Source organism: Sphaerisporangium corydalis, from assembly GCF_025506355.1.
Taxonomy (GTDB): Bacteria; Actinomycetota; Actinomycetes; order Streptosporangiales; family Streptosporangiaceae; genus Sphaerisporangium; species Sphaerisporangium corydalis.
This window is the reverse complement of the sequence record NZ_JANZYP010000046.1, coordinates 34,460-61,359: the sequence shown is the minus strand read 5'-3', so window position 1 is coordinate 61,359 and position 26,900 is coordinate 34,460. Positions and strand designations below refer to the sequence as shown.

At 72.3% G+C, this 26,900-nt stretch carries 28 protein-coding genes and 1 tRNA gene; 14 read left to right on the top strand and 15 right to left on the bottom strand.

What is annotated here, in order from left to right; genetic code table 11:
* The first annotated feature begins 37 nt into the window (after positions 1–37).
* The 3 genes from NYZ98_RS27440 (at position 38) to NYZ98_RS27430 (ending at position 3,877) form a co-directional block, all read left to right on the top strand.
* Positions 38–991 carry a GlxA family transcriptional regulator gene (locus tag NYZ98_RS27440; protein ID WP_262846434.1) on the top strand — a complete coding sequence of 318 codons (954 nt, stop codon included), beginning with the start codon at positions 38–40 and terminating at the stop codon, positions 989–991.
* Between the two features lie 171 nt (positions 992–1,162).
* Positions 1,163–2,656, top strand: coding sequence for a hypothetical protein (locus NYZ98_RS27435; RefSeq protein ID WP_262846433.1), 1,494 nt, complete (start codon positions 1,163–1,165; stop codon positions 2,654–2,656).
* 33 nt (positions 2,657–2,689) lie between these two features.
* A complete protein-coding gene (locus tag NYZ98_RS27430) occupies positions 2,690–3,877 on the top strand; it encodes an amino acid deaminase/aldolase (RefSeq protein WP_262846432.1) in 1,188 nt (395 codons plus the stop codon).
* A 119-nt stretch (positions 3,878–3,996) separates the two neighbouring features.
* Here the strand turns inward: NYZ98_RS27430 and NYZ98_RS27425 are convergent, their stop codons facing one another.
* A complete protein-coding gene (locus tag NYZ98_RS27425; RefSeq protein ID WP_262846431.1) occupies positions 3,997–4,476 on the bottom strand; it encodes a subtilase-type protease inhibitor in 480 nt (159 codons plus the stop codon).
* 233 nt (positions 4,477–4,709) lie between these two features.
* Positions 4,710–5,069, bottom strand: a complete 360-nt coding sequence (locus NYZ98_RS27420) for a DUF3618 domain-containing protein (RefSeq protein ID WP_262846430.1) — start codon at positions 5,067–5,069, stop codon at positions 4,710–4,712.
* A 123-nt stretch (positions 5,070–5,192) separates the two neighbouring features.
* On the opposite strand from NYZ98_RS27420, the gene bcp reads away from it, so the two are divergent.
* From bcp to NYZ98_RS27380, 8 genes are all read left to right on the top strand, one after another.
* Positions 5,193–5,666, top strand: coding sequence for a thioredoxin-dependent thiol peroxidase (gene bcp, locus NYZ98_RS27415; RefSeq protein ID WP_262846429.1), 474 nt, complete (start codon positions 5,193–5,195; stop codon positions 5,664–5,666).
* 55 nt (positions 5,667–5,721) lie between these two features.
* Positions 5,722–5,795 (top strand) — tRNA-Leu (locus NYZ98_RS27410).
* On the top strand, positions 5,771–5,893 hold the full coding sequence (locus NYZ98_RS27405) for a hypothetical protein (protein ID WP_262846428.1): 123 nt from the start codon (positions 5,771–5,773) through the stop codon (positions 5,891–5,893). Before NYZ98_RS27410 ends, NYZ98_RS27405 begins: the two co-directional genes overlap by 25 nt.
* Positions 5,894–5,988: 95 nt before the next feature.
* Positions 5,989–7,050 carry a hypothetical protein gene (locus tag NYZ98_RS27400; protein WP_262846427.1) on the top strand — a complete coding sequence of 354 codons (1,062 nt, stop codon included), beginning with the start codon at positions 5,989–5,991 and terminating at the stop codon, positions 7,048–7,050.
* Positions 7,051–7,366: 316 nt separating this feature from the next.
* Complete coding sequence (locus tag NYZ98_RS27395) at positions 7,367–8,548, top strand: sensor histidine kinase (RefSeq protein ID WP_262846426.1); 1,182 nt, start codon at positions 7,367–7,369, stop codon at positions 8,546–8,548.
* Positions 8,545–9,222: a response regulator gene (locus NYZ98_RS27390; RefSeq protein ID WP_262846425.1), complete on the top strand. Its 678-nt coding sequence runs from the start codon at positions 8,545–8,547 to the stop codon at positions 9,220–9,222. Before NYZ98_RS27395 ends, NYZ98_RS27390 begins: the two co-directional genes overlap by 4 nt.
* A gap of 180 nt (positions 9,223–9,402) precedes the next feature.
* A complete protein-coding gene (locus tag NYZ98_RS27385) occupies positions 9,403–10,161 on the top strand; it encodes an ABC transporter ATP-binding protein (RefSeq protein WP_262846424.1) in 759 nt (252 codons plus the stop codon).
* 2 nt (positions 10,162–10,163) lie between these two features.
* Positions 10,164–12,713, top strand: coding sequence for an ABC transporter permease (locus tag NYZ98_RS27380; RefSeq protein ID WP_262846423.1), 2,550 nt, complete (start codon positions 10,164–10,166; stop codon positions 12,711–12,713).
* An 88-nt stretch (positions 12,714–12,801) separates the two neighbouring features.
* On the opposite strand, the gene NYZ98_RS27375 is transcribed toward NYZ98_RS27380, so the two are convergent.
* The 8 genes from NYZ98_RS27375 to NYZ98_RS27340 form a co-directional block, all read right to left on the bottom strand.
* On the bottom strand, positions 12,802–13,086 hold the full coding sequence (locus NYZ98_RS27375) for a hypothetical protein (protein ID WP_262846422.1): 285 nt from the start codon (positions 13,084–13,086) through the stop codon (positions 12,802–12,804).
* Positions 13,083–14,051, bottom strand: a complete 969-nt coding sequence (locus NYZ98_RS27370; RefSeq protein WP_262846421.1) for a toxin glutamine deamidase domain-containing protein — start codon at positions 14,049–14,051, stop codon at positions 13,083–13,085. Before NYZ98_RS27370 ends, NYZ98_RS27375 begins: the two co-directional genes overlap by 4 nt.
* Positions 14,052–14,167: 116 nt before the next feature.
* Entirely contained in the window at positions 14,168–15,883 is a 1,716-nt protein-coding gene (locus NYZ98_RS27365; protein ID WP_262846420.1) for a molybdopterin-dependent oxidoreductase, read from the bottom strand.
* Between the two features lie 138 nt (positions 15,884–16,021).
* The gene (gene rdgB, locus NYZ98_RS27360) at positions 16,022–16,639 is read right to left on the bottom strand and encodes an RdgB/HAM1 family non-canonical purine NTP pyrophosphatase (RefSeq protein ID WP_262846419.1); all 618 of its coding nucleotides are present in this window, start codon (positions 16,637–16,639) and stop codon (positions 16,022–16,024) included.
* Positions 16,636–17,352: a ribonuclease PH gene (rph, locus tag NYZ98_RS27355; RefSeq protein ID WP_262846418.1), complete on the bottom strand. Its 717-nt coding sequence runs from the start codon at positions 17,350–17,352 to the stop codon at positions 16,636–16,638. The genes rdgB and rph overlap by 4 nt, the downstream gene beginning before the upstream one ends.
* 5 nt (positions 17,353–17,357) lie before the next feature.
* Positions 17,358–18,110, bottom strand: a complete 753-nt coding sequence (locus tag NYZ98_RS27350; RefSeq protein ID WP_262846417.1) for an MBL fold metallo-hydrolase — start codon at positions 18,108–18,110, stop codon at positions 17,358–17,360.
* A 9-nt stretch (positions 18,111–18,119) separates the two neighbouring features.
* Positions 18,120–19,022: a glutamate racemase gene (gene murI / locus NYZ98_RS27345; RefSeq protein WP_262846416.1), complete on the bottom strand. Its 903-nt coding sequence runs from the start codon at positions 19,020–19,022 to the stop codon at positions 18,120–18,122.
* A gap of 92 nt (positions 19,023–19,114) precedes the next feature.
* Positions 19,115–19,906: a thioesterase family protein gene (locus tag NYZ98_RS27340; protein ID WP_262846415.1), complete on the bottom strand. Its 792-nt coding sequence runs from the start codon at positions 19,904–19,906 to the stop codon at positions 19,115–19,117.
* A gap of 200 nt (positions 19,907–20,106) precedes the next feature.
* Between NYZ98_RS27340 and NYZ98_RS27335 the strand changes: the two genes are divergently transcribed.
* A complete protein-coding gene (locus tag NYZ98_RS27335) occupies positions 20,107–21,915 on the top strand; it encodes a DUF3352 domain-containing protein (RefSeq protein ID WP_262846414.1) in 1,809 nt (602 codons plus the stop codon).
* A 208-nt stretch (positions 21,916–22,123) separates the two neighbouring features.
* Here the strand turns inward: NYZ98_RS27335 and NYZ98_RS27330 are convergent, their stop codons facing one another.
* From NYZ98_RS27330 to clpS, 5 genes are all read right to left on the bottom strand, one after another.
* A complete protein-coding gene (locus tag NYZ98_RS27330; RefSeq protein ID WP_262846413.1) occupies positions 22,124–23,071 on the bottom strand; it encodes a PLP-dependent cysteine synthase family protein in 948 nt (315 codons plus the stop codon).
* Between the two features lie 2 nt (positions 23,072–23,073).
* Complete coding sequence (locus NYZ98_RS27325) at positions 23,074–23,352, bottom strand: MoaD/ThiS family protein (RefSeq protein WP_262846412.1); 279 nt, start codon at positions 23,350–23,352, stop codon at positions 23,074–23,076.
* 252 nt (positions 23,353–23,604) lie between these two features.
* Positions 23,605–24,015, bottom strand: a complete 411-nt coding sequence (locus NYZ98_RS27320) for a M67 family metallopeptidase (protein WP_262846411.1) — start codon at positions 24,013–24,015, stop codon at positions 23,605–23,607.
* Positions 24,016–24,024: 9 nt separating this feature from the next.
* The gene (locus NYZ98_RS27315) at positions 24,025–24,552 is read right to left on the bottom strand and encodes a DUF2017 domain-containing protein (protein WP_262846410.1); all 528 of its coding nucleotides are present in this window, start codon (positions 24,550–24,552) and stop codon (positions 24,025–24,027) included.
* A complete protein-coding gene (gene clpS, locus NYZ98_RS27310) occupies positions 24,549–24,839 on the bottom strand; it encodes an ATP-dependent Clp protease adapter ClpS (protein WP_262846409.1) in 291 nt (96 codons plus the stop codon). Before clpS ends, NYZ98_RS27315 begins: the two co-directional genes overlap by 4 nt.
* A gap of 45 nt (positions 24,840–24,884) precedes the next feature.
* On the opposite strand from clpS, the gene NYZ98_RS27305 reads away from it, so the two are divergent.
* Positions 24,885–26,171, top strand: a complete 1,287-nt coding sequence (locus tag NYZ98_RS27305; RefSeq protein ID WP_262846408.1) for a nicotinate phosphoribosyltransferase — start codon at positions 24,885–24,887, stop codon at positions 26,169–26,171.
* A gap of 79 nt (positions 26,172–26,250) precedes the next feature.
* Positions 26,251–26,826: an isochorismatase family protein gene (locus tag NYZ98_RS27300; RefSeq protein ID WP_262846407.1), complete on the top strand. Its 576-nt coding sequence runs from the start codon at positions 26,251–26,253 to the stop codon at positions 26,824–26,826.
* The last annotated feature ends 74 nt before the right edge of the window (positions 26,827–26,900 follow it).

Genomic DNA, 26,900 nt, shown 5'->3' with positions numbered 1-26,900 from the left:
GAGTGGCAGAAATGTCATTGTGCGCTACATTCCTGCCATGCGGACGGTGGCGGCCCTGATCTACGACGACATGCGCGCCTTCGACTACGCGGTCATGGCCGAGGTCTGGGGCATGGACCGCGCGGACGGCGGGGTGCCGGCCTTCGAGCTGCGCCGCTGCTCGGTGGACGGAAGGCCCGTGCGGATGCATCCCGGCGCGCGGGTCGAGGCCACGCACGGCCTCGACGGGCTGGCCGGCGCGGACCTGGTCGTGGCCCCCGGCCGCGAGGACCCCTCCGCCCCCGTGCCCGCCGCGATCATCGAGGCCCTGCGCGCCGCGCACGCGGGCGGAGGGACGATCGCCTCGCTCTGCTCGGGCGCCTTCGTACTCGCGGCGGCCGGCATCCTGGAAGGCCGCCGGGCCGTCACCCACTGGCTGCTCACCGAACGACTCGCCCGCGACCACCCTGGCGTCACCGTCGTCCCCGACGTGCTGTTCATGGAGGACGGCGGGGTGTGGACCGCGGCCGGCACGGCGGGCGGCGTCGATCTGTGCCTGGAGCTGGTCCGTCGGGCCCACGGCGCGGCCGTGGCCAACACGATCGCCCGCCGCATGGTCACCGCCGCGCACCGCGACGGCGGTCAGGCCCAGTTCGTCGAACGGCCGGTCCCCCAGATGGCCGGCGGCCGGTCGGCGGTCACCGCCACCCTCGAATGGGCGCGAGGCCACCTCTCCCTGCCGCTCACCGTCACCGACCTGGCCCGGCACGCGCGGAGCGCGCCGCGCACGTTCGCCCGCGACTTCGTCTCGCAGACCGGCGCCACCCCGGCCCAGTGGCTGATCCGGCAACGGGTGACCGAGGCGCAGCGCCTCCTGGAGACCACGGACCTGTCGATCGAGCAGGTGGCCACGCGGTGCGGCTTCGGCACCGCCACGATGCTCCGCCGCCACTTCGCCCGGATCCTCGGCACGACCCCCACCCGCTACCGCCACACCTTCGCCCACACCTGACCGGCGATCCAGGCCCGCGGTGGACCGGCCGCCCGGACCGGGCAGCGGGGTCGGCGGGGAGCGGGGCTGTGGACAAGGCGGCCGACCGGGGCAGGGCTGTGGACAGAGGGCGCGGTGGGTCGGGGGAGGCGCCTAGCATGAGTTGCCTGTCGTCTCCCCGAGGAGGTTCAGGTGCTGCCGGGCACGACTCCGAACATGGTCGCCCCCACAGGCGCGGAGGTGTCCGTCGCCCGGCCCGCGTTCGCGCGGGCACACTGGGTGTTCCTCCTCGCGCTGGCCGCGGGCGCGGCGCTCAGGCTGGTCGCCGTGCTCGGATACCGTCCGGCCCTGTGGTTCTGGGCCGACTCCTTCGTGTACGTCAACGCGGCCCTCGACCCGCAACCCCTCGACTCGCGCCCCTCCGGCTACTCGCTGTTCCTGTGGGCGCTCCGCCCGCTGGAGAGCTTCGGCGCGGTCGTGGTCGTGCAGCACCTTCTCGGGCTCGGCATGGCGGCCTGCGTCTACGCGGTGCTCCGCCGCCGCACCGGCCTGCCTGGGTGGGGCGCGACGCTGGCGGCCGTCCCGGTGCTGCTCGACGTCCACATGGTCCAGCTCGAACACCTGGTCATGGCCGATCTGCTGTTCACCGCCCTGGTTACGGCCGCGGTGACGGTGCTGCTCTGGCGGGAGCGGCCGGGGGTATGGACGGCCGTCGCGGCCGGGCTGCTGCTGATGGGCGCGACCCTCACCCGCACGGTCGGCCTCCCGGTGCTGGTCGTCGTGCTCGTGTGCCTGCTGCTCGCGCGGGCCGGCCCGCGCGTCCTGATCGCCTGCGGGCTGGCCGCCGCCGTCGGCATCGGCGGCTACGCGGTCTGGTACCACGCCGAGCACGGGAGCTACGGCCTCGGGCAGAGCAACGTCTGGCTCTGGGCGCGAACCATGAGCTTCGCCGACTGCGCCGAGATCAAACCGGCCGGCGAGGAGCGGGTCCTGTGCCCGGCCGGGCCCCCCGGGCGACGGCTCCCGCCCCCGTCCTACATCTGGGACGCCGACTCCCCGATCTCCAAGATCGGCAAGGACGCCGACCGGGAACGGCTCGCGGGGGCGTTCGCCAAGGAGGCGATCCTCGCGCAGCCGGTCGACTTCCTGCTGACCGGCGTCAGGGACGCCTTGTGGAGCTTCGAGTGGAACCGCCGGGTCTATCCCGTAAGGGGACCGCAGAGCGCGTACGTCTTCCCTGACTCGGTGAGACCGTTCACCGACAGCGTCGCCTCGTCGGGGCGCGGCGCGCCTGAGCTGACCGCCGCCTACCAGGGCCGCAGGGCCGACACCATGGTCGTCGAGCCGTTCGCCGGCGCGTTGCGCGCCTACCAGGAGCAGGGCTATGTCCGGGGCCCGCTGCTGGCGGTGATCCTGCTCGCCGGTCTGGCGGGGGTGCTCGTCCGGTGGCGGCGGCTGGGCGGGCCGGTCCTGTTGCCGTGGGCGGTCGCGATGACCCTTCTCCTCCTGCCCCCGCTGATCGCGGCGTTCGACCACCGGTACGTCGTCCCCGTCATCCCCGTGGCCTGCCTCGCCGCCGGTCTGGCGTTCCGGCCGGGTTCCCGCGCCAGCCCCGTGCCGTCCCATCGCGCGACTCCCGTGCCATCCCCCCAGGCAGGAGCGGGAGACACGACTAACATGACCTAGGCTCATTTACGCGGCCGGATTAAGCTGCTGTTCATGGACGACCGTCAGCGCTATGACCGGGCCACCGCGGACTTGGATCCTCCCTTCGCGATCCTGGACCTGGACGCGCTCCGGTCCAACGGCGCCGCCATGGCCCGTCGTGCCAAGGGCAAGCCCATCCGGGTGGCCAGCAAGTCGATCCGCTGCCGCGCGGTCCTGCGCCGCGTCCTGGACATGGACGGGTACGCCGGGGTCATGGCGTTCACGCTGCCCGAGGCGCTGTGGCTGGCCCGCGAAGGGTTCTCCGACATCCTGGTGGCCTACCCGACGGCCAGCGCGCCCGCGCTGGCCGAGCTGGCGGGCGACGCGCGGGCGGCCCGGGAGATCACGATCATGGCCGACTGCTCGGAACATCTCGACGCCATCGACGCGGCGGTCGACCGGGTGCCGTCCCGCCATGAGATCCGGATATGTCTGGACATCGACGCGGGCTTCACGGCTCTGGCCGGCAAGGTGCGCGCCGGGGTGCTGCGCTCCCCGGTCCGCCGGCCGGACCAGGCCGTGGAACTGGCCGCCGAGATGGCCAAACGCCCCGGGTTCCGGCTGGTCGGGCTGATGGCCTACGAGGCGCAGATCGCCGGCGTCGGCGACCGCGTGCCGGGCCCGTACGGCCAGGTGATCCGCTGGATGCAGGCACGGTCACAACGCGAGCTGACCATCCGCAGGGGACGCATCGCCGGGGCCGTCCGGCAGATCACCGACCTGGAGTTCGTCAACGGCGGCGGCACGGGATCGGTCGAGAAGACCACCCGGGAGAAGGCCATCACCGAGATCGCCGCCGGGTCGGGCTTCTACCATCCCCGGCTGTTCGACTTCTACCGGAGCGTCACCGGCAGCCCCGCCGCGCTGTTCGCGCTCCCCGTGGTGCGCAGGCCCGTCCCCGGTGTCGTCACCGTCCTGGGCGGCGGCTACCACGCGTCGGGCTCCCCCGGGGCGTCCCGCCTGCCGCAGCCCTACCTCCCCGCCGGGCTGCGGTACGACTCCAGGGAGGGCGCGGGCGAGGTGCAGACGCCGCTGATCGGCCAGGCCGCCCACGACCTGCGCGTCGGCGACCGCGTGTGGTTCCGCCACGCCAAGGCCGGGGAGCTGTGCGAACGCTTCGACGCGCTGCACCTTGTGGAGGGCGACCGCGTGGTCGAGACCGTGCCGACCTATCGAGGCGAGGGCAAGACCTTCCTGTGATCGGGGCCGGCCCGGACCCAGGGCCGGCACAGGGACCGGCGGCGCGGCCGGGCATCACGGCTGAGGGCGATGCCCGGAGGTCAGAAGCCGGGCATCACGGCGGGGGCGACGGCCGGAGGTCAGAAGCCGGCCACCACGCCCAGGTTGCGCATCATCACGCACGGGTTGCCGTAGGTCGACACGAACGAGATCGGCCGCCCTTCCCACCTTCCGGTCGCCGACACCGTCACCGGGCGGTAGTCGAACGTGCACGCCCTGCCCGCCGGGCCCCTGAGCCGGCTCAGGTCGCCCCCGACCTGCCGGAGGACCGCGCAGGCCGCGCTCGCCTGCGGATGGGTGCCGCCGACGACGGGGGAACACCGCAGCAGCACGACCCGGTCGACCGGCCAGGTCGTGGTGCCCTTGCTGATCGCCAGTAGCACCCAGTCCTCCTGCGCGGACGCGGAGCCGGACGCAAAGGCGGATCCGGACGCGGACTCGGACGCGGAGCCGGCCACGGCGGCGCCGGACGGAGCCGCCCACACGGCCGGGCGGCCGATCGCGGCGAGCGTGAACACGATCACGCCGAGGAGGGCCGCGCGTCCCGTGAAACGTCTCATCCCACACCCATCGCCGAAGGGGACAACTCCCCAGCGTGCTGCACGGCCCCCGGCGAACCAACGACCGACACCGCGAGCTCAGGCAATGAATGCGTCTCGACCCCGCGAAGGGAAGGGGTGGTCAGCGGGCACGCGAACGGACGTGGTTGTCAGCGGGCGCGCGAACGGACGTGAGGGTCAGCGGGCGCGCAAACAGACGTGGTGGTCAGCGGGCGCGCGAAGGGATGGGGTGGTCAGCGGGTGCGGCGGCGGCGGATGGCTATCAGGGCGCCGACCACGACGATGGCGCCCACGCCGATGAGGATCGGGGCGAGGTTCCTCGCGGGGAAGTCGTCCTGCCAGCCATCGTCCTCGCCGTACGCCGCCGGCTCGCCGCCGTAGGCCCTCAGCTCGGCGTGCCTGGGCGGGTGACCCGCGACCAGGTCGCGAGCCGCCGCGACCAGTTCCCCGGCGTTGGCCTTGACCTTGGCGACGCCGCGCTCCGCGACCCGCTTGGGGCTGACGCGGTCCACGATGGCGTCCACGGTGTATGCCAGCTCCGCCCGGGTGCGCTCTATGTCCCGCTCGAGCGCCTCGGGACCGGTGTCCGCCATGACGATCCCCTTCTCCTCGTCCCCGGACGGGCCGCCTTCGCCGGCCCGCCGCTACGTTTGAGCGATCAGTCTGTCAGGTCCGGTCACCACCCGGCACGCGGGGCGTGCCGGTAGGTTGTTCCCGTGACGCAGACGAGACTCGAGCCCGGCGACGCCGCACCCGACTTCACCCTGCCCGACGCGACCGGCGACAACACCAGCCTGAAGTCCTTTCGCGGCAAACGGGTCATCCTCTACTTCTACCCCGCCGCGATGACGCCCGGGTGCACCAAGCAGGCGTGCGACTTCCGCGACAGCCTCGACGCCCTGGCCGCCTCCGGGTTCGTCGTCCTCGGCGTGTCGAAGGACACCCCGCAGAAGCTGGCGAAGTTCGCCGAGCGCGACGCCCTGACGTTCCCGCTGCTGTCGGACCCCGATCTCACGACCCACCAGGCGTACGGCGCCTACGGCGAGAAGACCATGTACGGCCGGACGACCGTCGGGGTGCTGCGGTCGACGTTCGTCATCGACGCCGAGGGGAAGATCGAGAAGGCGCTCTACAAGGTGCGGGCGACGGGGCACGTCGCCCGCCTGCGCAAGGAACTCGGCCTCGACTAATCAGTACGGTTGCCGCCGCGCCCTCAACTAAGATGGCGCAAGCCGCACCGGGCACGGGGTCGTAGCCCAATGGCAGGAGGCACAGGTTTTAGGTACCTGACAGTGTGGGTTCGAATCCCACCGACCCCACCGAGACCGATCCGGCGTTCCAGGTCGCCAGCGCGCGGACCACGATCCTGGTGATCATCACGTGCGCCGGCGATCGTTTCCTGATGATCATCACGTGACTCGGCCATCACATCCTGTTGCCAAGCCGTGCCATCGTTCGTACCTTTGGTGATCGATTGCCATAGTCTCCGGGCTCCCTTGGAAAGCGGTCCTCATGGGCGTTACCAAAGCGGACGTGATCACCTCGGCGCCGAGTGTCTCGGGCGCGGCCCAGGCCGTGGCCGCCGCCTATGTGCTGCCCCTCGTGGGCCTGCCCATCGCGGCCGCGCTGACGACGTTCGTCTCCGACCCCGCCCAGATATGGCACGCCGCCGACAGGTTCGAGCACGTCGCGACGCTCGTGCGCTCGGCGGGCACCCTGCTCGGGGACGAGATCGCGGCCGGCACGCGCGAGTGGAACGAGAAGGGGAAGGACGCCTTCGTCACCAGCCGCGTCGAGCCCTACGGGCGGGCGCTCGACGAGGCCGCGGCCATGTACGACGATCTCGGCGACACACTCAAATCGGGCGCCGTGGCCTACAGCACGCTCGGGATCGCCTCCGCGGTCATCGGGGCGGCGACCCTCGCCATCGCGCGGACCGCCTTCTCGAACGGCCTCGCGGGCCAGGCGGTGGGCAACGCGGCGCTGGCGGGCGCCCGTGAGCGGGTGGTGTCCCTCACCAAGTACGTCGACGAGGTCAACCGCCTGATGGCGAAGATCTTCTCCCACGCCGCCTCGCAGGTGATCAAGAACGCGGGTGTGCGGCGGTTCAGCGCGTTCGCGGTCAACGGTGCCCTCACGGGCGTGCCCGGCGCCTACATCCTGAGCGGTCCCTTCGGCTCGGCCCTCACGGGGGACGTGCGCACCGTGCCCTGGCCCAAGGAGATCAAGGACGGGGAGCCGGTGCCCACCGGCTACCGGGCCGCGCAGTCCAAGGACCTGAAGCTCGTCCACCCGGACGCGATCCGCGCCCTGGGCAAGGCGCTGGAGAGCACCGTCGGCGCGACCCTAGGCCGGGCCCTGGACGCGGCCCGCACCAACGAGGTCGGCCTGCCCGGATTCGGGGTGATCGGCATCCCGGTGGCCCACGCCTTCAGCGCCGTGCGCAACGGCGCGGCCGACCAGCTCGCGGGCGGCGTGGACACGGTCGGCACCTGGCTGCCCATGCTGGCCACGGCGGGCGGCAACTGGGCGGTCGCCGAGAAGGCCACCACGGACGCCGTACACGGCCGGTGACACACGAAAGCCGCCTCCACATGGAGGCGGCTCGTCCGCATCGGCCCGCTGGGCAGTGGGCGTCAGGCGCGGGAAAACGGAGATCTCTGTCAGGGTCCTCCGGGTCGCGTGGCGTTCCCCCTGCCACACGACCCTTCGTCTTTTACCCCAACATCCCTATCTCCCTTTACTCACCCGGAGGTGCTCCCAAAAAGAACTATGCCGCACGAGCCGTAAGACCGGTGTAAGGCGATTTGTCACCTACGACCAGGGTCGTAGGCAGAGATCCCTCTTCAGAGGGAAGGTCGGTGAACTGGGCGAACGTAGGGTTGAAATCGTGTTCGGCAGAGTACGTGCTTGGGTCTCGCGCCATGGTGGGCTGGTCAACGCCCTCATCATGGTGCCACTGGCGATCATGTGCCTGATACCGGTCAGGAACTACGCGCAGGACAACCACCTCCCGGGGGCGATCCACCTCGGCATCCCCGGATACCTCCTGCTGTCCACCCTGCTCCTGGCCCCGCTCGCCTGGCGGCGCAGCCGTCCCGTCCACGTGTTCGCCGCGGTCTCGCTCGTCAGCTTCGTCCAGTGGCTGGCCCCCGTCGAGCCGGTCCCGGCCAACGTCGCCGTGCTCGTCGCGATGTACGGCGTCGCCACCCGGTGCACCCTGCGCTGGGCCCTGGCCGCCGGGGCGGTCGCCGAGCTCGGGGTGTGCCTGGCGCTGATCCGCTGGAGCGAGCTGAACTTCCTGGCCTTCGCCTCCGGCTCGCTGTTCACCGTCGTGACCTGGATCAGCGGCATCTACGCCAACACCAGGCAGCGGTACCTCGAAAGCCTGGAGGAACGGGCCGAGCGCGCCGAGCACGAGCGCGACCAGCAGGCCCGCATCGCCGCCGCTGCCGAGCGGGCGCGCATCGCCCGGGAGCTGCACGACGTGGTGGCCCACAACGTCAGCGTGATGATCGTCCAGGCCGACGGGGCCGGCTACACCATCGACCGCGACCCCGAGCAGGCGCGCCACGCCGTGCAGACGATCTCCAGCACCGGGCGGCAGGCGCTGGCCGAGATGCGCCGCCTGGTCGGGGTGCTGCGGCAGGACGGCGGGGGCGACGAGGACTACGCGCCGCAGCCGGGCGTCGCCGAACTCGACGAGCTGGTGGCCCAGGTGCGCCGATCCGGCCTGCCGGTGGAGTTCGTCGTGGACGGCGCCCGCCGCGACCTGCCCGAGGGCGAGCAGCTGGTCATCTACCGCATCGTCCAGGAGGCGCTCACCAACACCCTCAAGCACGGCGGGCCCGGCACCCGCGCCCGGGTGCGGATGGAGTACGGTCCCCGGGAGATCTCGTTGCGGGTGACCGACGACGGGCGCGGCGCGTCCGCGCCCCGCAGCATCGACGGGCACGGGCTGATCGGCATGCGTGAGCGCGTCGCGATGTACGACGGGAGCGTGCGCGCCTCTCCCCGGGCCGGAGGAGGATTCCAGGTGGACGTACGGCTTCCGGTGGGCAGGGCAGCGTGAGCATCCAGGTGGTGCTGGTCGACGACCAGGAGCTCGTCCGCGCCGGGTTCCGCATGGTGCTCGGCGCCCAGCCGGACATCGACGTCGTCGGGGAGGCCGCCGACGGCGCCGCGGCCGTGCGGCTGCTCGGCACGATCGCCGCCGACGTGGTCCTGATGGACGTGCGGATGCCGCGCATGGACGGCGTGGAGGCGACCCGGCTGATCATGGCCATGGACGACCCGCCCAAGGTGCTGATCCTGACGACGTTCGACCTCGACGAGTACGCCTTCGCGGCGCTGAAGGCCGGGGCCTCGGGGTTCCTGCTGAAGGACGTGCCGCCCGGCGACCTGATCAGCGCGATCCACGCCGTGCACGCCGGGGACGCGGTGGTGGCGCCCAGCACGACCATGCGGCTGCTGCGGCGGTTCGCCGTCCACCTGCCGGCCACCACGTCGGCCGAGCCGGACGGCCTCCGCCAGCTCACCGCCCGCGAGCGCGAGGTCCTGGTGCTGGTCGGGCGGGGCCTGTCCAACCTGGAGATCGCCAGGCGGCTCACCCTGGCGGAGGCGACGGTCAAGACCCATCTGGGCCGGGTGCTCGCCAAGCTCGGCGTCCGCGACCGCGCGCAGGCCGTCGTGTACGCCTACGAGACCGGCCTGATCATCCCGGCCGGCCCGTCCCCGGAGAAGTGACGCCGGGTCGGCCGAAAGGCTGACTCGCGGGTACATCAGGGGTCGCACCGGCCTCCGGCGGCCACCCTGCGGGGGTAGGCGAGGTCCGTTCGCAGGGGCCATGAACCTCGGTGATCACGGCAATAGCGTGAAGTGCATAGATATTTCCGCATTTCACGGCTATCGCCTGAGGAGTCAGACATGACCGTCACCGGAGCAGAGACCGGCCGCCGGACCATGCCCGCCGTCGCCGCCAAGGGTGTGACGAAGATCTACGGCCACGGCGACGCCGCCGTCCACGCGCTGCGCGGCGTCGACGTCGGGTTCGACACCGGTGCCTTCACCGCGATCATGGGCCCGTCGGGCTCGGGGAAGTCCACGCTGATGCACTGCCTGGCGGGGCTGGACACCGTCACCGAAGGCGAGGTGCGCATCGGCGACGTCGACATCACCCGGCTCGGCGACAAGCGGCTCACGCTGTTGCGACGCGACCGGGTGGGCTTCATCTTCCAGGCCTTCAACCTGCTCCCCACCCTGACCGCCGAGCAGAACATCCGCCTGCCCGTGGACATCGCCGGGCGGCAGGTCGACCAGGAGCTCTTCGACACCGTCATCGGCACCGTCGGCCTCGCCGACCGGCTCGGGCACCGGCCGAGCGAACTGTCCGGCGGCCAGCAGCAGCGCGTCGCGGTCGCCCGCGCGCTCATCAGCAAACCGCAGGTGATCTTCGCCGACGAGCCGACCGGCAACCTCGACTCGCGCAGCGGCGCGGAGGTGCTGTCCTTCCTGCGCACCTCCGTGCGCGACCTCCACCAGACCATTGTCATGGTCACCCACGACCCGGTCGCCGCCTCGTACGCCGACCGCGTGGTGTTCCTCAGGGACGGCGCGCTGGTCACCGAGCTGGCCGCGCCGACCCCCCAGACCGTGCTCGACACGCTCCTGAAGCTGGAGGCCTGAACGTGCTCAGAACGACACTGGCGGGGTTGCTGGCGCACAAGCTCCGGCTGCTGCTCACCTCGCTGGCGATCACCCTGGGGGTGGGGTTCATCGCGGGCACGTTCGTGCTCACCGACACCCTCCAGGCGGGCTTCACCCAGCGCATCGCCGCCTCCGCCGACAAGGTGGACGTGGCGGTGCGCCCGGCCGAGTCGGGCGGCGAGAAGGCGCCCCGGCTCAGCACCGCCGACCTGACCCGGATCCGCGGCGTGGCCGGGGTCGCCGAGGCGCAGGGACTGGTCCGGGGGGACGCGGCGCTCGTCGGCAAGGACGGCAAGGCGGTCGGCAGCGCCCCCACCACGGGCTTCTCCGTCGTCACCGGCAGGCTGGACCGCACGACGATCGCCTCCGGCACCGCGCCGACCGCCGCCGGGCAGGTGGTCATCGACACCAACACCGCGAAGACCAGGGGCTTCACCACAGGCGACACCGTGACGGTGCTGGACTCCCGGCACCGGCCGCACGCGTTCCAGGTGACCGGGCTCGTGGACGTCGGCGTCGACCAGATGCTCGCCTACACCGGCGCGGTCGGGTTCACCACCGCCACCGCGCAGGCGATGACCGGGGAGACCGGCTTCCACGAGATCGACATCGCGGCCTCGGACGGCGTCACCCCCGAGAATCTGCGGGCCGCGATCACCTCGGCGCTCGGCGGCACCGGTGCCACGGTCTGGACCGGGCAGCAGCTCGCCCAGCAACTGGCCAGGAGCAACGGCGCCGACACCGAGATCCTCACCCTGGGTCTGCTGATGTTCGGCCTGGTCGCGATGCTCGTCGCTGCCCTGGTCATCTACAACACGTTCAACATCCTGGTCGCCCAGCGCACCAGGGAGATGGCGCTGCTGCGCTGCATCGGCGCCACCCGCAGGCAGGTCTTCGGCTCCATCCTGCTGGAGTCGGCGGTGGTCGGGCTCATCTCGTCGGCTCTCGGCCTGCTGACCGGGCTCGGCCTCGGCGCCGGGGCGCTCGCCGTGCTGAAGGCGACCGGGCAGAACCTGCCCTCGGCGGGCGTCGCGCTCGCGCCCCGGACCATCGCCATCGCGCTGGCCGTCGGGCTGGTCGTCACCGTCGGCGCCGCGCTGCTCCCGGCACGCACGGCCACCAGGGTGGCGCCCATCGCGGCGCTGCGCACCCAGACCGACGAGCAGACGTTCACCACCGGAATGCTGCGGATCGCGTTCGCCGCGCTGTTCCTGCTGACCGGCGGCGGCCTGACCGTGGCCGCGGTCGTGGCGGACCCGGGGCCGGTGGCGCTCTACGTGGCCATGGGCGGCGGCACGCTGACCTTCTGCGCGGTGCTGGTCCTCGGGCCGGTCATCGTCCGGCCGCTGAGCGCGTTCGCCGGCTGGGCGCCCGCGAAGCTGTTCGGGGTCCCGGGGCGGCTCGCCATGGACAACTCACGGCGCAACCCGAAGCGTTCGGCCACGACGACCGTCGCGCTGACGATCGGCGTCACGCTGATGACCCTGATCTCGGTCATCACCGCCACCATGCGGGCCACGTACACCGTCAAGCTGGACGAGCAGTTCCCGGTCGACTACATGGTGTCGGCGCAGGCCGGCGAGTCGGAGAACTCCTCGGTCCCCCGGGACCTGGCCGGTGCGCTGCGGGCCAGGCCGGAGCTGACCTCGGTCGTGGAGATCCGGCAGGCCCGCGCCGGCCGGGGCGGCGGGACGGGCGGCGGGTCGGGCGGCGGGTCGGGCGGCGGCAAGCTCACCGTCGGGACGTTCAGCGGGCCGTACAAGCCCGCGCTGCGCGGCGGCTCCATGACCGGCTTCACGGCCGGTTCCGCGCTGGTGTCCGACTCCGTGGCCAAGGACCTCGGGGTGGCGCCCGGCGGGACGATCACGCTGACCACCCCCAAGGCGGGCACCGTCGAGGTGCGGGTCCTCGGGACCTTCGACGGGGAGACCGAGGCGCTGCCGGGCGTCACCGTGCCCGACGGCGCCTTCGACACCTACTTCGGCGCGGTCGGCGACGACCGGATCCTGGTCAACGCCAAGGACGGTGTGGCCGCCGACGTCTCCAGGAAGGCGGTCGAGGCCGCGGCCATGCCGTACCCGACCGCGCAGGTCGTCAGCTCGACCGAGGTGCGGCGCGAGTTCGACGAGACGCTCGACATGACCCTCATGATCATCGTGGGGCTGCTGGGCCTCGCGGTGCTCATCTCGCTGCTCGGCATCGCCAACACGCTCAGCCTGTCGGTGCACGAGCGTTCCCGCGAGTCGGCCCTGCTCAGGGCGCTCGGCCTGACCCGGGGGCAGTTGCGGCGGATGCTGTCGGCCGAGGCGCTCATCCTCGGGCTCATCGGGGCGATCGTCGGCGTGGCACTGGGCCTGGTGTTCGGGTGGGTGGCCGCACAGACCCTCATGGCGGACATCCTGTTCAGGGTGCCCCTCGCGCAGGTCGCGGGGCTGGTCGCCCTGTCGGGACTGGCCGGCGTCCTCGCGGCCGTGTTCCCCGCCCGGCGCGCGGCCCGCGCGTCCATCGTCGCCTCCCTGGCCAGCGACTGACCGCGCTCCCGGTCGTCGCCCGGCGCCCCCTGGCCGCCCGCCTGCGTCCCCGGCCGCTGGGCGACGACCGGCGACCGGGGGGCGGGGGTCAGCGGGGGTGGTGGCCCGGCCACTGGTCGGCGACGTTCTGCGGGTTCAGCAGCGGGCGGATGGAGAGCTCGCCGGTGGCCTTGTCGATGACGACGCACCCGCCGCCGACGGTGGCGGGCAGGGTGCTCGGCTCGCGGGGCTCGGGGCCCCTGGCCCAGGCGACGTACCCCTCCTCGAAGGCGTACAGGCCGACTTCGGTCGCCTCGGCGGCGGGCAGGGGGCCGTTGAAGTACTCCTCGGCCAGCACGCGGGCCTGCTCCGCCGTCACCGGCCGGCCGCTCACAGGCGCCGCCCCCGCCGGTCGAGGACGACGCAGAAGACGCCGGTGACCGGCCCGGCGGGCGGGTCCACGGAGGTGTGCCCGCGCTGGGCGTCGACCCACACCACCTCGCCTCCCGCGTTCACCGCGTTCCACGCGTGGCTGCCCCCGGAGGGCCAGCGGGTGATCAGCACGGCGGCGGAGCCGTGCCCGCCCGCCTCCAGCCGCCGGGCGACCGCCGCGTACACCCGGCGCCCCTGCCCGGCGTACTCGAAGCGGTGGCCCAGCCAGCGCTCGGCCCTGGCCACCCCGCCGGTCTCGCCGCTCAGCGACGGCATGCCCACCCGGTTGTACTCGGGCTGCCGCGGGGCGGCCACGGCCGGCTCGCCGTGCCAGGTCGACACGACCGCGAGCGCGCAGTCGAGGGAGTTGGTCGCCCGGAAGGGGTCCTCGGAGGGGCCCTCACCGTTGACCAGGCGGATCCAGGCGCCGCGCGGGTCGGGGAAGCGGACCCCGCCGGGCACGGCCTGGCACAGGTCCTCCTGGACCTGGGGATCGGGCCACGCGAGCCCGCCGGGGGTGCCGTACGACCGCGAGGCGTCCAGCCGGACGGGCCGGCGGGGATCGTCGAACCAGTCGTCGTCCGGACGGGCCCACGCGGCCACCTCCCGCCCGCTCCACTGCGGCGGGAACCCGCCGGAGTGGGGGGACGGTGGCGCGTCGGGGCGGTGGGGCTGGAGGCGCTCGGGCCAGCGGGGCAGCAGTCCTTCGAGCCGCCGGGCCAGCAGGGCGTCCCGCTGCGGGTCCGGGGCGGCGTACCCCTTGGGCGACGGGCCGCCGCGTGCGCGAGCCGGGCCCGGCGACTCCGCCGCGAGCTCGTAGTCGCGCCAGCGGACGCCGTCGGAGGTGACGACGGGGTTGTAGCCCACCCCGCCGAACCGCCAGAGCGCCCCCGGCCGTGACGGATCACCGTGACTGGTTCCGGACAATGCGTTCCCCCCACTACCGAACAGACCCGGTCAGAGGCCGATCGTAGGGGCGCGGCGAACGGGCGGCGGCCGATTCCAGGATTCACCTGGGACCACACCCCGGGCCCGCACGGGCTTCACTTGACGACGACGAGGATGGAGTGCCAGCCGGTGGCCCCGTCGGGGGCGGGCGGCGCGTACTCCTCGGTCTGGGTGTGGCCGGCCGCGTCGGTGGCCCGGACCGCGACGGTGTGCTTGCCGGGGGTGGCCTGCCAGTCGATGGTCCACTGGCGCCAGGTGTCGGGGCCGGGCACCTCGGCCAGCCGCGCCGGCTGCCAGGGACCCTTGTCGACCTGCACCTCCACGCCGGCCACGCCGCGATGCTGCGCCCACGCGACGCCCGCGATGGCCGTCCGGCCCGCGGGGATCGTGGAGCCGCCCACGGGCACGTCGATGCGGGACCCGGTCTTGATCGGGCCCTTGGGCGCCCATCCGCGCGGTGTCCAGTACGCCTCGTCCTGGTCGTAGCGGGTGACCTTGATGTCGGTGATCCACTTGGTCGCCGACACGTAGCCGTACAGGCCGGGCACGACCTGGCGCACCGGGAAGCCGTGGGCCTGGGGAAGGACCTCGCCGTTCATCGCGATGGCGAGCATCGCGTCACGCCCGTCCATCACGATGTCGATCGGGGTGCCCGCGGTGAAGCCGTCGGAGGAGGTGGACAGCAGCATGTCGGCCCCCGACCGCAGGCCGGCCTGGCGCAGCACGTCGGCCAGGCGGGCGCCGAGCCACCGGGCGTTGCCGACATACGGGCCGCCGACGTCATTGGACACGCAGGTCAGCGTCACGTCGGCCTCCATGAGCGGCCGCTTGAGCAGGTCGGCGAAGGTCAGCTCGACGGGCTTGTCGACCATGCCGTGGATTTTCAGGGTCCAGGTCTTGGGGTCCACCTGAGGGATGACCAGCGCGGTGTCGACGCGGTAGAAGTCCCGGTTCGGGGTGCTGAAGGGGGAGAGTTCCTTGATGTGCAGGTCGACCCCGGCGGGCAGGGGCTTGGCCGGCGTCGCGGGCTTGGGCAGCGCGATGCCCGCGCGTTCGGTGTCGACGTCCAGCCGCCCGGCCAGGGCCCGCCCGGCCAGCTCGGTGGCCCCGGCGGCGACCGCGCCGACGACGACACCGGTCAGCAGGCCGCGCCGGTCGAACTCGTAGAGCCGGCCGCCCGCCCGCATGACCGGCGGCAGCTCCGCCCGCCCCGTCCCGGGCACGCCCGCCGGCGCCGGATCTTCGGAGGAGCCGGGCTCCGGCGAGGGGGGTTCCGGGGAGGTGGGGGCGGGTTCCGGGGAAGTGGAGGTGGATTCCTCGGAGCGGTAGGGGCGGAGGTCCTCGTAGCCGGGTTCCACGACCGGCCAGGTCCGGCGGGCCAGGATGGTGAGCGCCCAGGCGCCCGCGCCCGCGCCGATCACCGAAGGAAGGATGTCGAACGGGCCCGAGTCGGGGCGGCTGATCGCGGCCGCGACGCCGACCACGCCGAAGATCATCAGGCCGGTCGTGCCGTACCCCACCCGCCTGCGGGCCAGCAGCCCGAGACCGGCGGCGATGAGGGCGAGCACCACGACGATGCCGCTGATCAGCACCAGTTTGTCGTTCGAGCCGAAGGACCGGATCGCCCAGTCCTTCACCGCCGCCGGAGTGCGGTCGACGGCGGCGTCGCCGACGACGATGACCGGGGACGCCTTGGGATTGATCACGCCCGCCGCGAGCTGGCCGACGCCGAGGGCCACCGCACCCGCGACCACGCCTATGAGGGCCGCCGCCCACGCGGGACCGTGGGGGCGGGGTTGGTTCTTGTTCACGAAACGAACGCTACGCCCATAACACCACCAGGGTTCTTACACCCTGGTTACGGTGGAACCCTCCCGCGACCAGGCGAAGCCCAGCGAAGCGACCAGTAGAGACCCGGCGAAGCGACCAGGCAAGGCCCGGCGAAGCCCTCAGAGGGCGCCCAGGGTCTCGGCGATCACGGGGACCAGGGCGCGGAAGGCACGGCCGCGGTGGCTGATGGCGTCCTTCTCCGCAGGGGTCATCTCGGCGGTCGTGCGGGTCTCGCCCTCGGGCACGAACACCGGGTCGTACCCGAACCCGCCGGTCCCGCGCGGGACGTGGATCACCGAGCCGGCGAGCGTGCCCTCGACGACGCGCTCCTCGCCCGACGGCAGCGCGAGCGCCGCCGCGCAGGCGAAATGGGCGCCGCGGTGGCCTTCGGGGACGTCGGAGATCTGGGCGAGCAGCAACCGCAGGTTCGCGGCGTCGTCGCCGTGGGAGCCCGACCAGCGGGCGGAGAAGATGCCGGGCATGCCGCTCAGCGCGTCCACGCAGAGCCCGGAGTCGTCGGCGATGGCGGGCAGGCCGCTCGCCGAGGCGACGGCGTGCGCCTTGAGCAGGGCGTTCTCGGCGAAGGTCAGGCCGGTCTCCGCGACGTCGCCGATCTCGGGGAACGCGTCGAGCCCGACGATCTCGGTCTTCTGGTCGGCCTCCGCCAGGATCCGCCGCAGCTCGACGATCTTGCCCTGGTTGCGGGTCGCCAGCACCACCCGCCACGACGCGGTCACGACAGGGCCTCCCGCTGGCGCAGGGTCAGCTCGGCGCAGCCCGCGCCGGCGAGGTCGAGCAGGGCGTCCAGGGTCGAACGGTCGAACGGCACGCCCTCGGCGGTGCCCTGGACCTCGACGAACTCCCCCGAGCCGGTCATCACGACGTTCATGTCGGTCTCGGCGGCGACGTCCTCGGTGTAGCAGAGGTCGAGCAGGGGGGTCGAGCCCACGATGCCGACCGAGACGGCGGCCACCGAGTCGACCAGCGGGTCGCCGTTGCACATCTTGCGCTTGCGCATCCAGGCGATGGCGTCGGCCAGCGCGACGTACGCCCCGGTGATCGCGGCCGTGCGGGTGCCGCCGTCGGCCTGGAGCACGTCGCAGTCGAGCACGATGGAGTTCTCGCCGAGGACCTTGTAGTCGACGCACGCCCGCAGCGACCGCCCGATCAGCCGGGAGATCTCGTGCGTGCGCCCGCCGATCTTGCCGCGCACCGACTCGCGGTCGCTGCGCGTGTTGGTGGCGCGCGGCAGCATGGCGTACTCGGCGGTGATCCAGCCGAGGCCGCTGCCCCGGCGCCACCGGGGCACGCTGTCCTGGACGGAGGCGGCGCACAGCACCTTGGTGCCGCCGAACTCCACGAGGACCGAGCCCTCGGCGTGGGCGAGCCAGTTCCGGGTGATCGTCACCGGCCGAAGCTGGTCGGGACTGCGTCCATCGTCGCGTGCCATGAGCCTCACCTTAGGTCATACACGGCCCCGCTCCGAGCGAGTTCAACACGGCCGTCGAAGCCTCCCCGGCAGGCGTCGCCGAAGATTTCGGACTGGTCGTACCAGGGCACCAGATGGGTGAGCACGAGCGTGCCGACGCCCGCGCGCGCGGCGTGCTCGGCGGCCTGCCTGCCGGTCAGGTGGAGGTCGGCCGGGATGCCCGGCCGGTCGAGAAAGGACGCCTCGCACAGCAGGATGTCCGCGCCCTCGGCGAGCTTCACCAGCTCGGTCGACTCACCGGTGTCGGCGGAGTACGCCACCGAGTGGCCGCCGTGGGAGACGCGGAAGCCGTACGTCTCCACGGGGTGGTTCATCAGCGCGGCCGTCACCTCGAAAGGGCCCACCGAGAACGTGCCGGGCAGCAGGCGCGTGAAGTCGAAGGCGGTCTCCAGGCCGGGCTCCTCGGCCATGCCGTACGCGGCGGCGAGCCGGCGCGGGGCGTCGGCGGGGGCGTAGACGGGCACGCGGGGCAGCGGGCGGGCGGGCGAGTAGGTGCGCACCACGTGGTAGGCGCACAGGTCGAGGCAGTGGTCGGCGTGCAGGTGGGACAGGCAGATGGCGTCCACCTCGTACAGCCCGATATGCCGTTGCAGGACCCCAAGGGAGCCGTTGCCGAAGTCGAGGAGCAACCGGAAGCCCTCGGCCTCCAGCAGGTAACACGACGCGGGGCTCTCCGGACCGGGAAAACTCCCCGAGCACCCGACGATCGTCAACTTCACGGCTGCCTCCTAACTGGGCGCGGTCAACGCCTCTTCGCCCGAAACATCTCCGACCAGCGCTCGCTCGACGGTGCCGATCTCGGGCCCGAGGAACCGGCGGCCCAGGTGGGCGAACAGGTCGCCGTCACCGGTCGCGCGGAACCGGTGGCGGGGCCGTGAGCCCTGGCCCGCCAGCCCGCGGTCGTGCAGCACGCGGAAGACGTCCTTGGCGGTCTCGTCCGCGCTGGAGACCAGCGTGACGTCGTTCCCCATGACGTACGAGATCGCCCCGGCGAGCAGCGGGTAGTGGGTGCAGCCGAGGATCAGGGTGTCGCAGCCGTCGTCGACCACCGGCTGGAGGTACTCGCGGGCGACCTGGATGACCTCGTCGCTCATGGTCTCGCCGCGCTCGACGAACTCCACCAGCCGGGGGGCGGCCACACCCGTGAGGCGCACGTCGGGCGCCGCCGCGAAGGCGTCCTGGTAGGCCATGGAGCCGATGGTGGCCCGGGTCGCGATGACGCCCACCCGGCCGTTCCTGGTGGCCCGCACGGCCCTGCGCGTCGCCGGCTGGATGACCTCGACCACCGGGACCTCGTACCGCTCCCTGGCGTCCCTCAGCACGGCGGCGCTGGCGCTGTTGCAGGCGATCACGAGCATCTTCACGTCGTGCTCGACGAGGTGGTCCATCACTTCGAGCGCGTACGCGCGCACCTCGGCGATGCGTTTGGGCCCGTACGGCTGGCGCGCGGTGTCGGCGACGTACAGGATCGGCTCGTTCGGGAGCTGGTCGATGATCGCCCGCGCGACGGTGAGGCCTCCCACGCCGCTGTCGAAGATCCCGATCGCGGGATCCTCCCGGTCGTGGTGCTCGTCCGAGGTCTCGATGACGCTGACCCATGGCGCGTGGGCGACGCTCCCGATGTCCGACATGATTCACAAGGTTAGGGGACCGCGCACAATCGCTCGCGGTAAGAATCCTCACATCGGAGTAATCCCTCCGGGCCGGGACGCGCCGTACCGGCTCAGGAGCGGCCGAGGCGGGCGAGCTGGCGCGACTGGGCGACCAGGTTCCCCTCGGAGTCCCACACCTCGACGTCCTCGTCGAACCAGCCGTCCCTGATCAGCCGTCCCTGGCCGGCGAGGATCAGCCAGCCGGGGGCCGGGAGCGCCCGGAGGTGCCAGGTCAGCTCGACCGTCGGCGCCCACCCGCGCCGGCCGGCGGAGAAGACGACCGGCGGCAGGGCGTCGACGGCCAGGGCCAGGACGAACGGGTCGGGGTCCTGGGGCTCGGCCATGCGGAAGTAGGCCCGCGACTCCGGCCGGCCGGAGGGCTCGCCGGTCAGCCAGCCGATGGTCGGGGGGTCGAAGAGCAGGCGCATCTGGGCGTTGAGGGTCATGTTCGACATGGGCTTGGGGTCCGGCAGCGCGACGCACTCCTCGACCGGGGGCATGGCCACCGCGGGCGCGCCGGCCCACTCGCTCGCGGCGCCGCCGAGGGTGGCGGTGGTCACGAGGGCCTCGATGTAGGCGGCGTCGTCCTGGACGAGGGTCGCCCGGGTCATGGTGGCGGTCCTGCCGGTCTTGAGCGGCTCCAGCCGGACGCGGGCGGGGCCGGGCCTCGGCGCGCGGAGGAACTGGGCGGCGGTGGAGACGGGGTGAACGTAGGGCGAGGCGTCGACGACGGCGCGCAGTATCGCGGCCATGAGGTAGCCGCCGTTGAGCGGGCCGCCGATGGAGTAGCCGGGGTCGAGGCACACGTCATAGGTGGTCTCGTCGACCCTGATCGCCTGCGTCGCCTCGTCGAATTTCGTCATCTGTACCCTTCGCCCCGCTTCGCCGGTCGACCGAATGTTGTTCTGGGTCGTCAGCCTAATCGGTGGAAAGTGCCCTGCAAGTGTCTCGCTACCACGAGGATCTACCTTTCAGACGAACCCCTTCCTCACCGCAGCGAGAGTGGACCATGCCAGACCAACCGCGTCCCCCCTATCCTTTCGGCCAGGACCCCGACAGGACCGTGTCCTATCGGCGACCCGAAGACGCCCCGGGCCCGTACGCCCAGCAGTACCCGCAGCAGCACGGCGCGCCGCAGCACGGAGGCCCGCAGCACGCCGCGCCGCAGCAAGGTGGCCCGCAGCACGCGGCCCCGCAGCACGCGGCCCCGCAGCACGGAGGCCCGCAGCACGGAGGCCCGCAGCACGCCGCCCCGCCCCAGGGCGGTCAGCCCCAATGGAACCAGGGCGGGGCCCAGGCCCACTGGGACCAGTCCGGCGGCCAGACCCACTGGGACCAGGGTGGCGCGCAGACCCACTGGGACCAGGGTGGCGCCCAGACTCATTGGGACCAGTCCGGCGGGCAGCCGGCCTGGCAGCAGGGGGAGCTGGGCACCCCCTTATCGCCCCCCCGCAAGCGGGGGCGCGGATGGCTGGTGGCGATCATCGCCGCCGTCGTGGTGGCCGTCGTCACCGGCGGTGGCGTGTTCGCGGTCTCCCTGCTCAGCGGGGGCGGCACGCAGCCTGAGGACGTGCTCCCCGCCGGGAGCCTGGCCTACGTGCGGGTCGACCTCGACCCGGCGGCCAACCAGAAGGTGGCGCTGTTCAACCTGGCCAGGAAGTTCTCCGCCACGCGATCCAGCTTCACCGGCGACGACCCGCGCAAGGCGCTGTTCGACCTGATCAGCAAGGACAGCAAGGACCTGGCCAAGGTCGACTACGCCCGCGACATCGAGCCCTGGCTCGGCTCGCGCCTCGGCGTCGGCGTCCTCGCGCCCAAGGAGGGCTCCTCGCCCGACATCGTGGTGGCCCTCCAGGTCACCGACGAGACCGGCGCCCGCGCCGGGCTGAAGAAGCTGAACATGGGCGACGCGATGAGCGGCCTGGCGTTCCGCGACGACTACGCGATCCTCGCCGCCACCCAGGCGGCGGCCGACGGCTACGCCAAGGCGGCGCCGCTGTCGGGCGACCCCACGTTCTCGGGCGACCTGCAGGCCCTCGGTGAGCCCGGCGTGCTGTCCTTCTGGGGCGACGCCGCCAAGCTCGCCAAGATCTCCGGGACCCCCGCGGCCACGGAGGCCGGCGCCCTGGCACTGGTCAAGGACGCGCGCTTCGCGGGCGCCCTGCGGTTCGACAGCGGCTACGTGGAGCTCACCGGCATCTCCCGGGGCAGCGACATGAAGACCGCGGCCGACCCCGAGGCGATCCGGCTGTCCCAGCTCCCGGCCACGACCGCGGCGGCGCTGTCGGTCTCCGGGCTCGGCGAGACCTTCGCCAAGCAGTGGCCGCAGCTCATGAAGGCGGCCGAGAGCGCGGGCGCCACCGACATCACCGCCCAGGCCGCGCAGAGCGGGATCGCCCTTCCCGGCGACCTGGTCACCCTGCTCGGCAAGAACCTGACGGTCGCGCTGGACGGGCAGGGTCTCGACGGGGCCACGCCCAACGTCGGCGCCGTGCTCACCACCGACACCGCCAAGGCCCAGGCGGTCATCACCAAGATCGAGGGATTCCTCGCCGCTTCGGGGACCGCCGCACCGCAGATCGCCAAGGCGCAGGCGGACGGGCGTCTGATCCTGTCCAGCACGCAGGGGTACGCCGGCTCGCTGGCCAAGGAGGGGACGCTCGGCGAGAGCGAGACCTTCAAGATCGCCATCCCGGACGCGGACTCCGCGACCGCGGCGGTCTACGTCGACCTCGACAAGATCGAGAAGTACTACCTCGGAAGCCTTCAGGGCGAGGAGCGCGCCAACCTCAAGACGCTGCGCGCCGTCGGCCTGAGCGGCAAGCAGTCCGGCGACACCACGTCGTTCAGCCTCCGGGTGCTGTTCAACTGAGCACCCCTCGGGCGCTGATCCACTGAGCGCCTGGCACGTCGCCCCGGGCCCCATGGCCCACCGGACGACGGGATCGCAGGGCTCGGCCGCCCAAGGCCGGGCCCTGTCCGCGTTCCCGGGCCCGCGCGCACGCGCTCGGTCCGGGGTCTCACGGCGAGGCCAGGCGTTCGCAGACCAGGCCGAGCCCTAGGGCGAAGCAGGGGGGCGGTCAGGCCCAGAGCTGGCCTTCGAGGCGGTCCTCCGCCTCGTCGAGGGTGCCCTCGTAGGCGCCGGTGGACAGGTACTTCCAGCCGCCGTCGGCCACGATGAAGGCGATGTCGGCCCGCTCCCCCGCCTTCACGGCCTTGGCGGCCATGCCCAGGGCGGCGTGCAGGGCGCAGCCGGTGGAGACGCCGGCGAAGATGCCCTCGGTGCCGAGCAGTTCGCGCGTACGGCGCAGCGCGTCGGCCGAGGTCACCGAGAACCGCGTGGTCAGCACGTCGGCGTCGTAGATCTCGGGGATGAAGCCCTCGTCCACGTTGCGCAGGCCGTACACCAGCTCGCCGTACCTCGGCTCGGCGGCCACGATCTGGACGCCGGGGACGTGCTCGCGCAGGTAGCGGCCGACGCCCATGAGCGTGCCGGTGGTGCCGAGCCCGGCGACGAAGTGCGTGATCGACGGGAGGTCCGCGAGGATCTCCGGGCCGGTCGACTCGTAGTGGGAGCGCCAGTTGGCCGGGTTGCCGTACTGGTAGAGCATCACCCAGTCGGGATGCTCGGCCGACAGCGCCTTGGCGACGCGCACCGCCTCGTTGGAGCCGCCCGCCGCCGGCGAGGAGATGATCTCCGCGCCGTACATGCGCAGGAGCTGGCGGCGTTCCTCGGAGGTGTTCTCCGGCATCACGCAGATCAGCTTGTAGCCCTTGAGGCGGGCCGACATCGCCAGCGAGATGCCGGTGTTGCCGGAGGTCGGCTCCAAGATCGTGCAGCCGGGGGCGAGCAGGCCCTCCTTCTCGGCCTGCTCGATCATCCACAGCGCGGGACGGTCCTTGACCGACCCGGTCGGGTTGCGGTCCTCCAGCTTGGCCCAGATGCGCACGTCCCCGGAGGGGGACAGGCGCGGCAGCCCGACCAGCGGAGTGCCCCCGACCGAGTCGATCAGCGAGTCGAAGCGCATGGCTAGCGACGGCCTCCGGCCACGGCGGGCAGCACGGTCACGGTGTCGCCGTCGGCGACCGGGGTGTCCAGGCCGCCGAGGAACCGGACGTCCTCGTCGTTGAGGTAGACGTTGACGAACCGGCGCAGGCCGGAGTCGTCGACGATGCGGGCCCGCAGGCCCGGGTGCCGGGACTCCAGGTCGCCGATCAGGTCGGACAGCGTCGCACCGGCGGCGTCGACCGACTTGGCCCCGTCGGTATAGGTGCGAAGAATGGTGGGAATGCGAACCTCGATGGCCATCGCGGGTCAATCTCCTTGTTCAGTGGTCGTCACGGGCACCCGAAGAGTGCGAACACGGCTGTTTGGACGGGGATTCCTGAAGATCAGGAACAGTCGTAGACGACGGCGAAGGGAGTGTGCGCGAAGAGGTGGTTCTGCACGGGCGACGAATCCCCAGGGCGCACCGCGGCGCCCCCGGTCAGCGGGTCAGTCGTCAGCATGGTCCCAACTCTACCGCTTCCCGGGGTTCGCGCCGATGGCCGTCACCGGGGGTCACACCTCGACGATCTCGACCTTCTCCTCGGTCACCACACCGTCGACCACGCGGAAGGAGCGGAACTGCACGCTGTCCGGATCGGCCGTGGAGACCAGCACGTAATGGGCGCCCGGCTCGGAGGCGTAGGTCACGTCGGTGCGCGAGGGGTAGGCCTCGGTGGAGGTGTGGGAGTGGTAGACGACCACCGGCTCCTCGTCGGCTTCGTCCATGTCACGCCATACGCGGAACTGCTCCATGGAGTCGAAGCGGTAGAACGTCGGCGACCGCTCGGCGTTCTCCATGGGGACGAAGCGTTCGGGGCGGTCGGAGCCGGCCGGCCCGGCGATCACCCCGCAGGCCTCGTCGGGGTGATCGGCCCAGGCATGGGCGATGATCTTGTCGACCAGCTCCCGTGAGATCGTCAGCATGCCTGGAAGCTACCAAAGCGCCCGGACCAGCGTGTCCTGGAGGTAGGTGAGCCAGTCGTAGGTGACGTACGCCGGGTAGCGCGGGTCGTTCTCGGCCATGTCGGCCAGTTCCTCGTGGATCTCCTCGGTGACCTCAAGGCGCACGCCCAGCGCCAGCCGGACGTCGTTGAGCGCCCGCAGCCACGACTGCGCCTGCTCGGCGGTGAGCTCGACCTTTCCTTGCTCGGCGGTCTCCAGCAGCGTCTCGGCGTCGGCGCGCTTGCCCTCGCGAAGGGTGGCCTCGGTGTAGCGGCGGAACTCCGCCGAGGCCTTGTCGTCGTCGGCGTACGCGGAGGGGAACAGGCGGGCGAGCACGGGGTCGGACGGCACCTCGGCCGAGCCGATGCCGAGCGCCTTCTGCAGGGGGTCGTCACCGGTCTCGCCGGGCTCGACCAGGCCGAGCACCTGCTCGACCAGCGAGCGGAGGATCGAGGCCTCCCCCGCGTCCAGCAGAATGCTCGCCCCGCCACGGCCCGCGGAGCTGAAGCCCGTGCTCACGCGGAGTCCCGCTGGACGGTCGCCCACAGCCCGTAGGAGTGAAGGATCTGCACGTCGCGTTCCATCTCCTCACGCGTGCCACTGGACACCACGGCCCTGCCCTTGTGGTGCACGTCGAGCATGAGCTTCTCGGCCTTCGCCTTGGGATAGCCGAAGACGGTCTGCAGCACGTAGGTCACGTATGACATGAGATTCACCGGGTCGTTCCAGACGAGCGTCAGCCATGGAAGGTCGGGGCGGACGTCTGATGCGGGACGTTCGACTTCGGCTGGAGCGGTACTACCCACATTCCCATCCTGCCCTACGCCGGTCGTAGTCTTCGACTTGTGACAATGCCCATGAGCAGCGCGTTGCTTACCGATCACTATGAGCTGACGATGCTGCAGGCGGCGCTGGAGAGCGGCGCGGCCGGCCGGAGCGCGGTCTTCGAGGTCTTCGCCCGCCACCTTCCCGCCGGGCGCAGGTACGGGGTTGTCGCGGGCACCGGGCGGGTGCTGGACGCGATCGAGGACTTCCGCTTCGGTGACGCCGAACTGGCGTTCCTGCGCGGGCACCAGGTGGTGAACGAGCGGACGCTGGACTTCCTCGCGTCCTACCGCTTCTCGGGCGACGTGCTCGGCTACCGCGAGGGCGAATGCTACTTCCCCGGCTCTCCGATCATGGTCGTGCGGGGCGCCTTCGCCGAGGCCGTGCTCCTGGAGACCGTGATCCTCTCCATACTCAACCACGACTCGGCGATCGCCATGGCGGCCTCCCGCATGGTGCACGCCGCCGGGTCGCGCCCGATCATCGAGATGGGCTCGCGGCGCACCCACGAGCAGGCGGCGGTCGCCTCCGCGCGGGCCGCCTACCTCGCGGGCTTCTCCTCCACCTCCAACCTCATGGCCGGCAGCAGGTACGGCGTGCCCACCGCCGGGACCAGCGCGCACGCCTTCACGCTGCTGCACGGCTCGGAGTACGAGGCCTTCCAGGCGCAGATCGACTCCCTCGGGCCCGGCACCACCCTGCTGGTCGACACCTACGACGTGGCCAAGGCCGTGCGCACCGCCGTCGAGCTGGCCGGTCCCGCGCTCGGGGCGGTGCGCATCGACTCCGGCGACCTGGACGTGGCCGCCCACGAGGTGCGGCGGATGCTCGACTCGCTCGGCGCCACCGGCACGCGCATCGTGGTCACCAGCGACCTGGACGAGTTCGCCATCGCCGCCCTGGCCTCGGCCCCGGTCGACGGGTACGGGGTGGGCACCTCGGTCGCCACCGGATCGGGGGCGCCGACGGCGGCCATGGTCTACAAGCTCGTCGCGCGGGACGAGGGCGACGGCGTCCTCGCGCCGGTGGCCAAGAAGTCGGTCGGCAAGCCGAGCAAGGGCGGCCAGAAGGCCGCGTTCCGCGCCGTCGAGGACGGCGTCGCCACCGCCGAGCTGGTCACCACCGTGCCCGGGGAGGCCGCTCCCGAGGGCGCGCGGACGCTGCTGCGCGAGCTGGTGCGGGGCGGCGAGATCGTCGGGCGCGAGCCACTGGCGGCCGCGCGGGAACGGCACCGCGCCTCGATGGCGGAGCTCCCCTCCTCGGCCCACCAGCTCTCCCAGGGCGACCCGGCGATCCCGACCGTCTTCTCCTGACCCCTCTCCCCCGGGCCCTTCCCGGCCTCTGACCCTTCTCCCCCGGCCCTGACCACCCCTGATCGGCGAGGTGAGCCCGATGAAGACCACTCTTGTCATCGTTGACGTGCAGAACGACTTCTGCGAGGGCGGCAGCCTCGCGGTCGGCGGCGGCGCGGAGGTGGCCGCGGCCATCGGCCCGCGCGCCGCGTCCGGCGGGTACGACCACGTGGTCGCCACCCGCGACTACCACGTGGACCCCGGTGCCCACTTCGCCGACCGGCCCGACTACGTGCACAGCTGGCCGCCGCACTGCGTGGTCGGCACCGACGGGGCCGGTTTCCACCCGGCGCTCGACACCTCGGCCGTCGAGGAGATCTTCAGCAAGGGCCGGCACAGCGCCGCCTACAGCGGCTTCGAGGGCGCGAGCGGCGACGGCACCGGCCTGGCGGAGTGGCTGCGCTCGCGCGGGGTCGAGCGGGTGGACGTGGTCGGCATCGCCATCGACCACTGTGTGCGGGCCACCGCGCTGGACGCCGCCGCGAACGGCTTCGCGACGCGCGTGCTGCTCGACCTGACGGCGGGGGTGGCCGAGGCCACGACCGCGACGGCGCTCACCGAGCTGGGCTCGGCCGGCGTCGAGCTGGTCGGCACCCCCATCGTCAGAACGGCCTGACGGCCGGCCCGCCCAACGCCGGGCGGGCCGCTTTCAGAACGCGCCCAGCGGGAACACTGGGCGCGGGCGTTTCA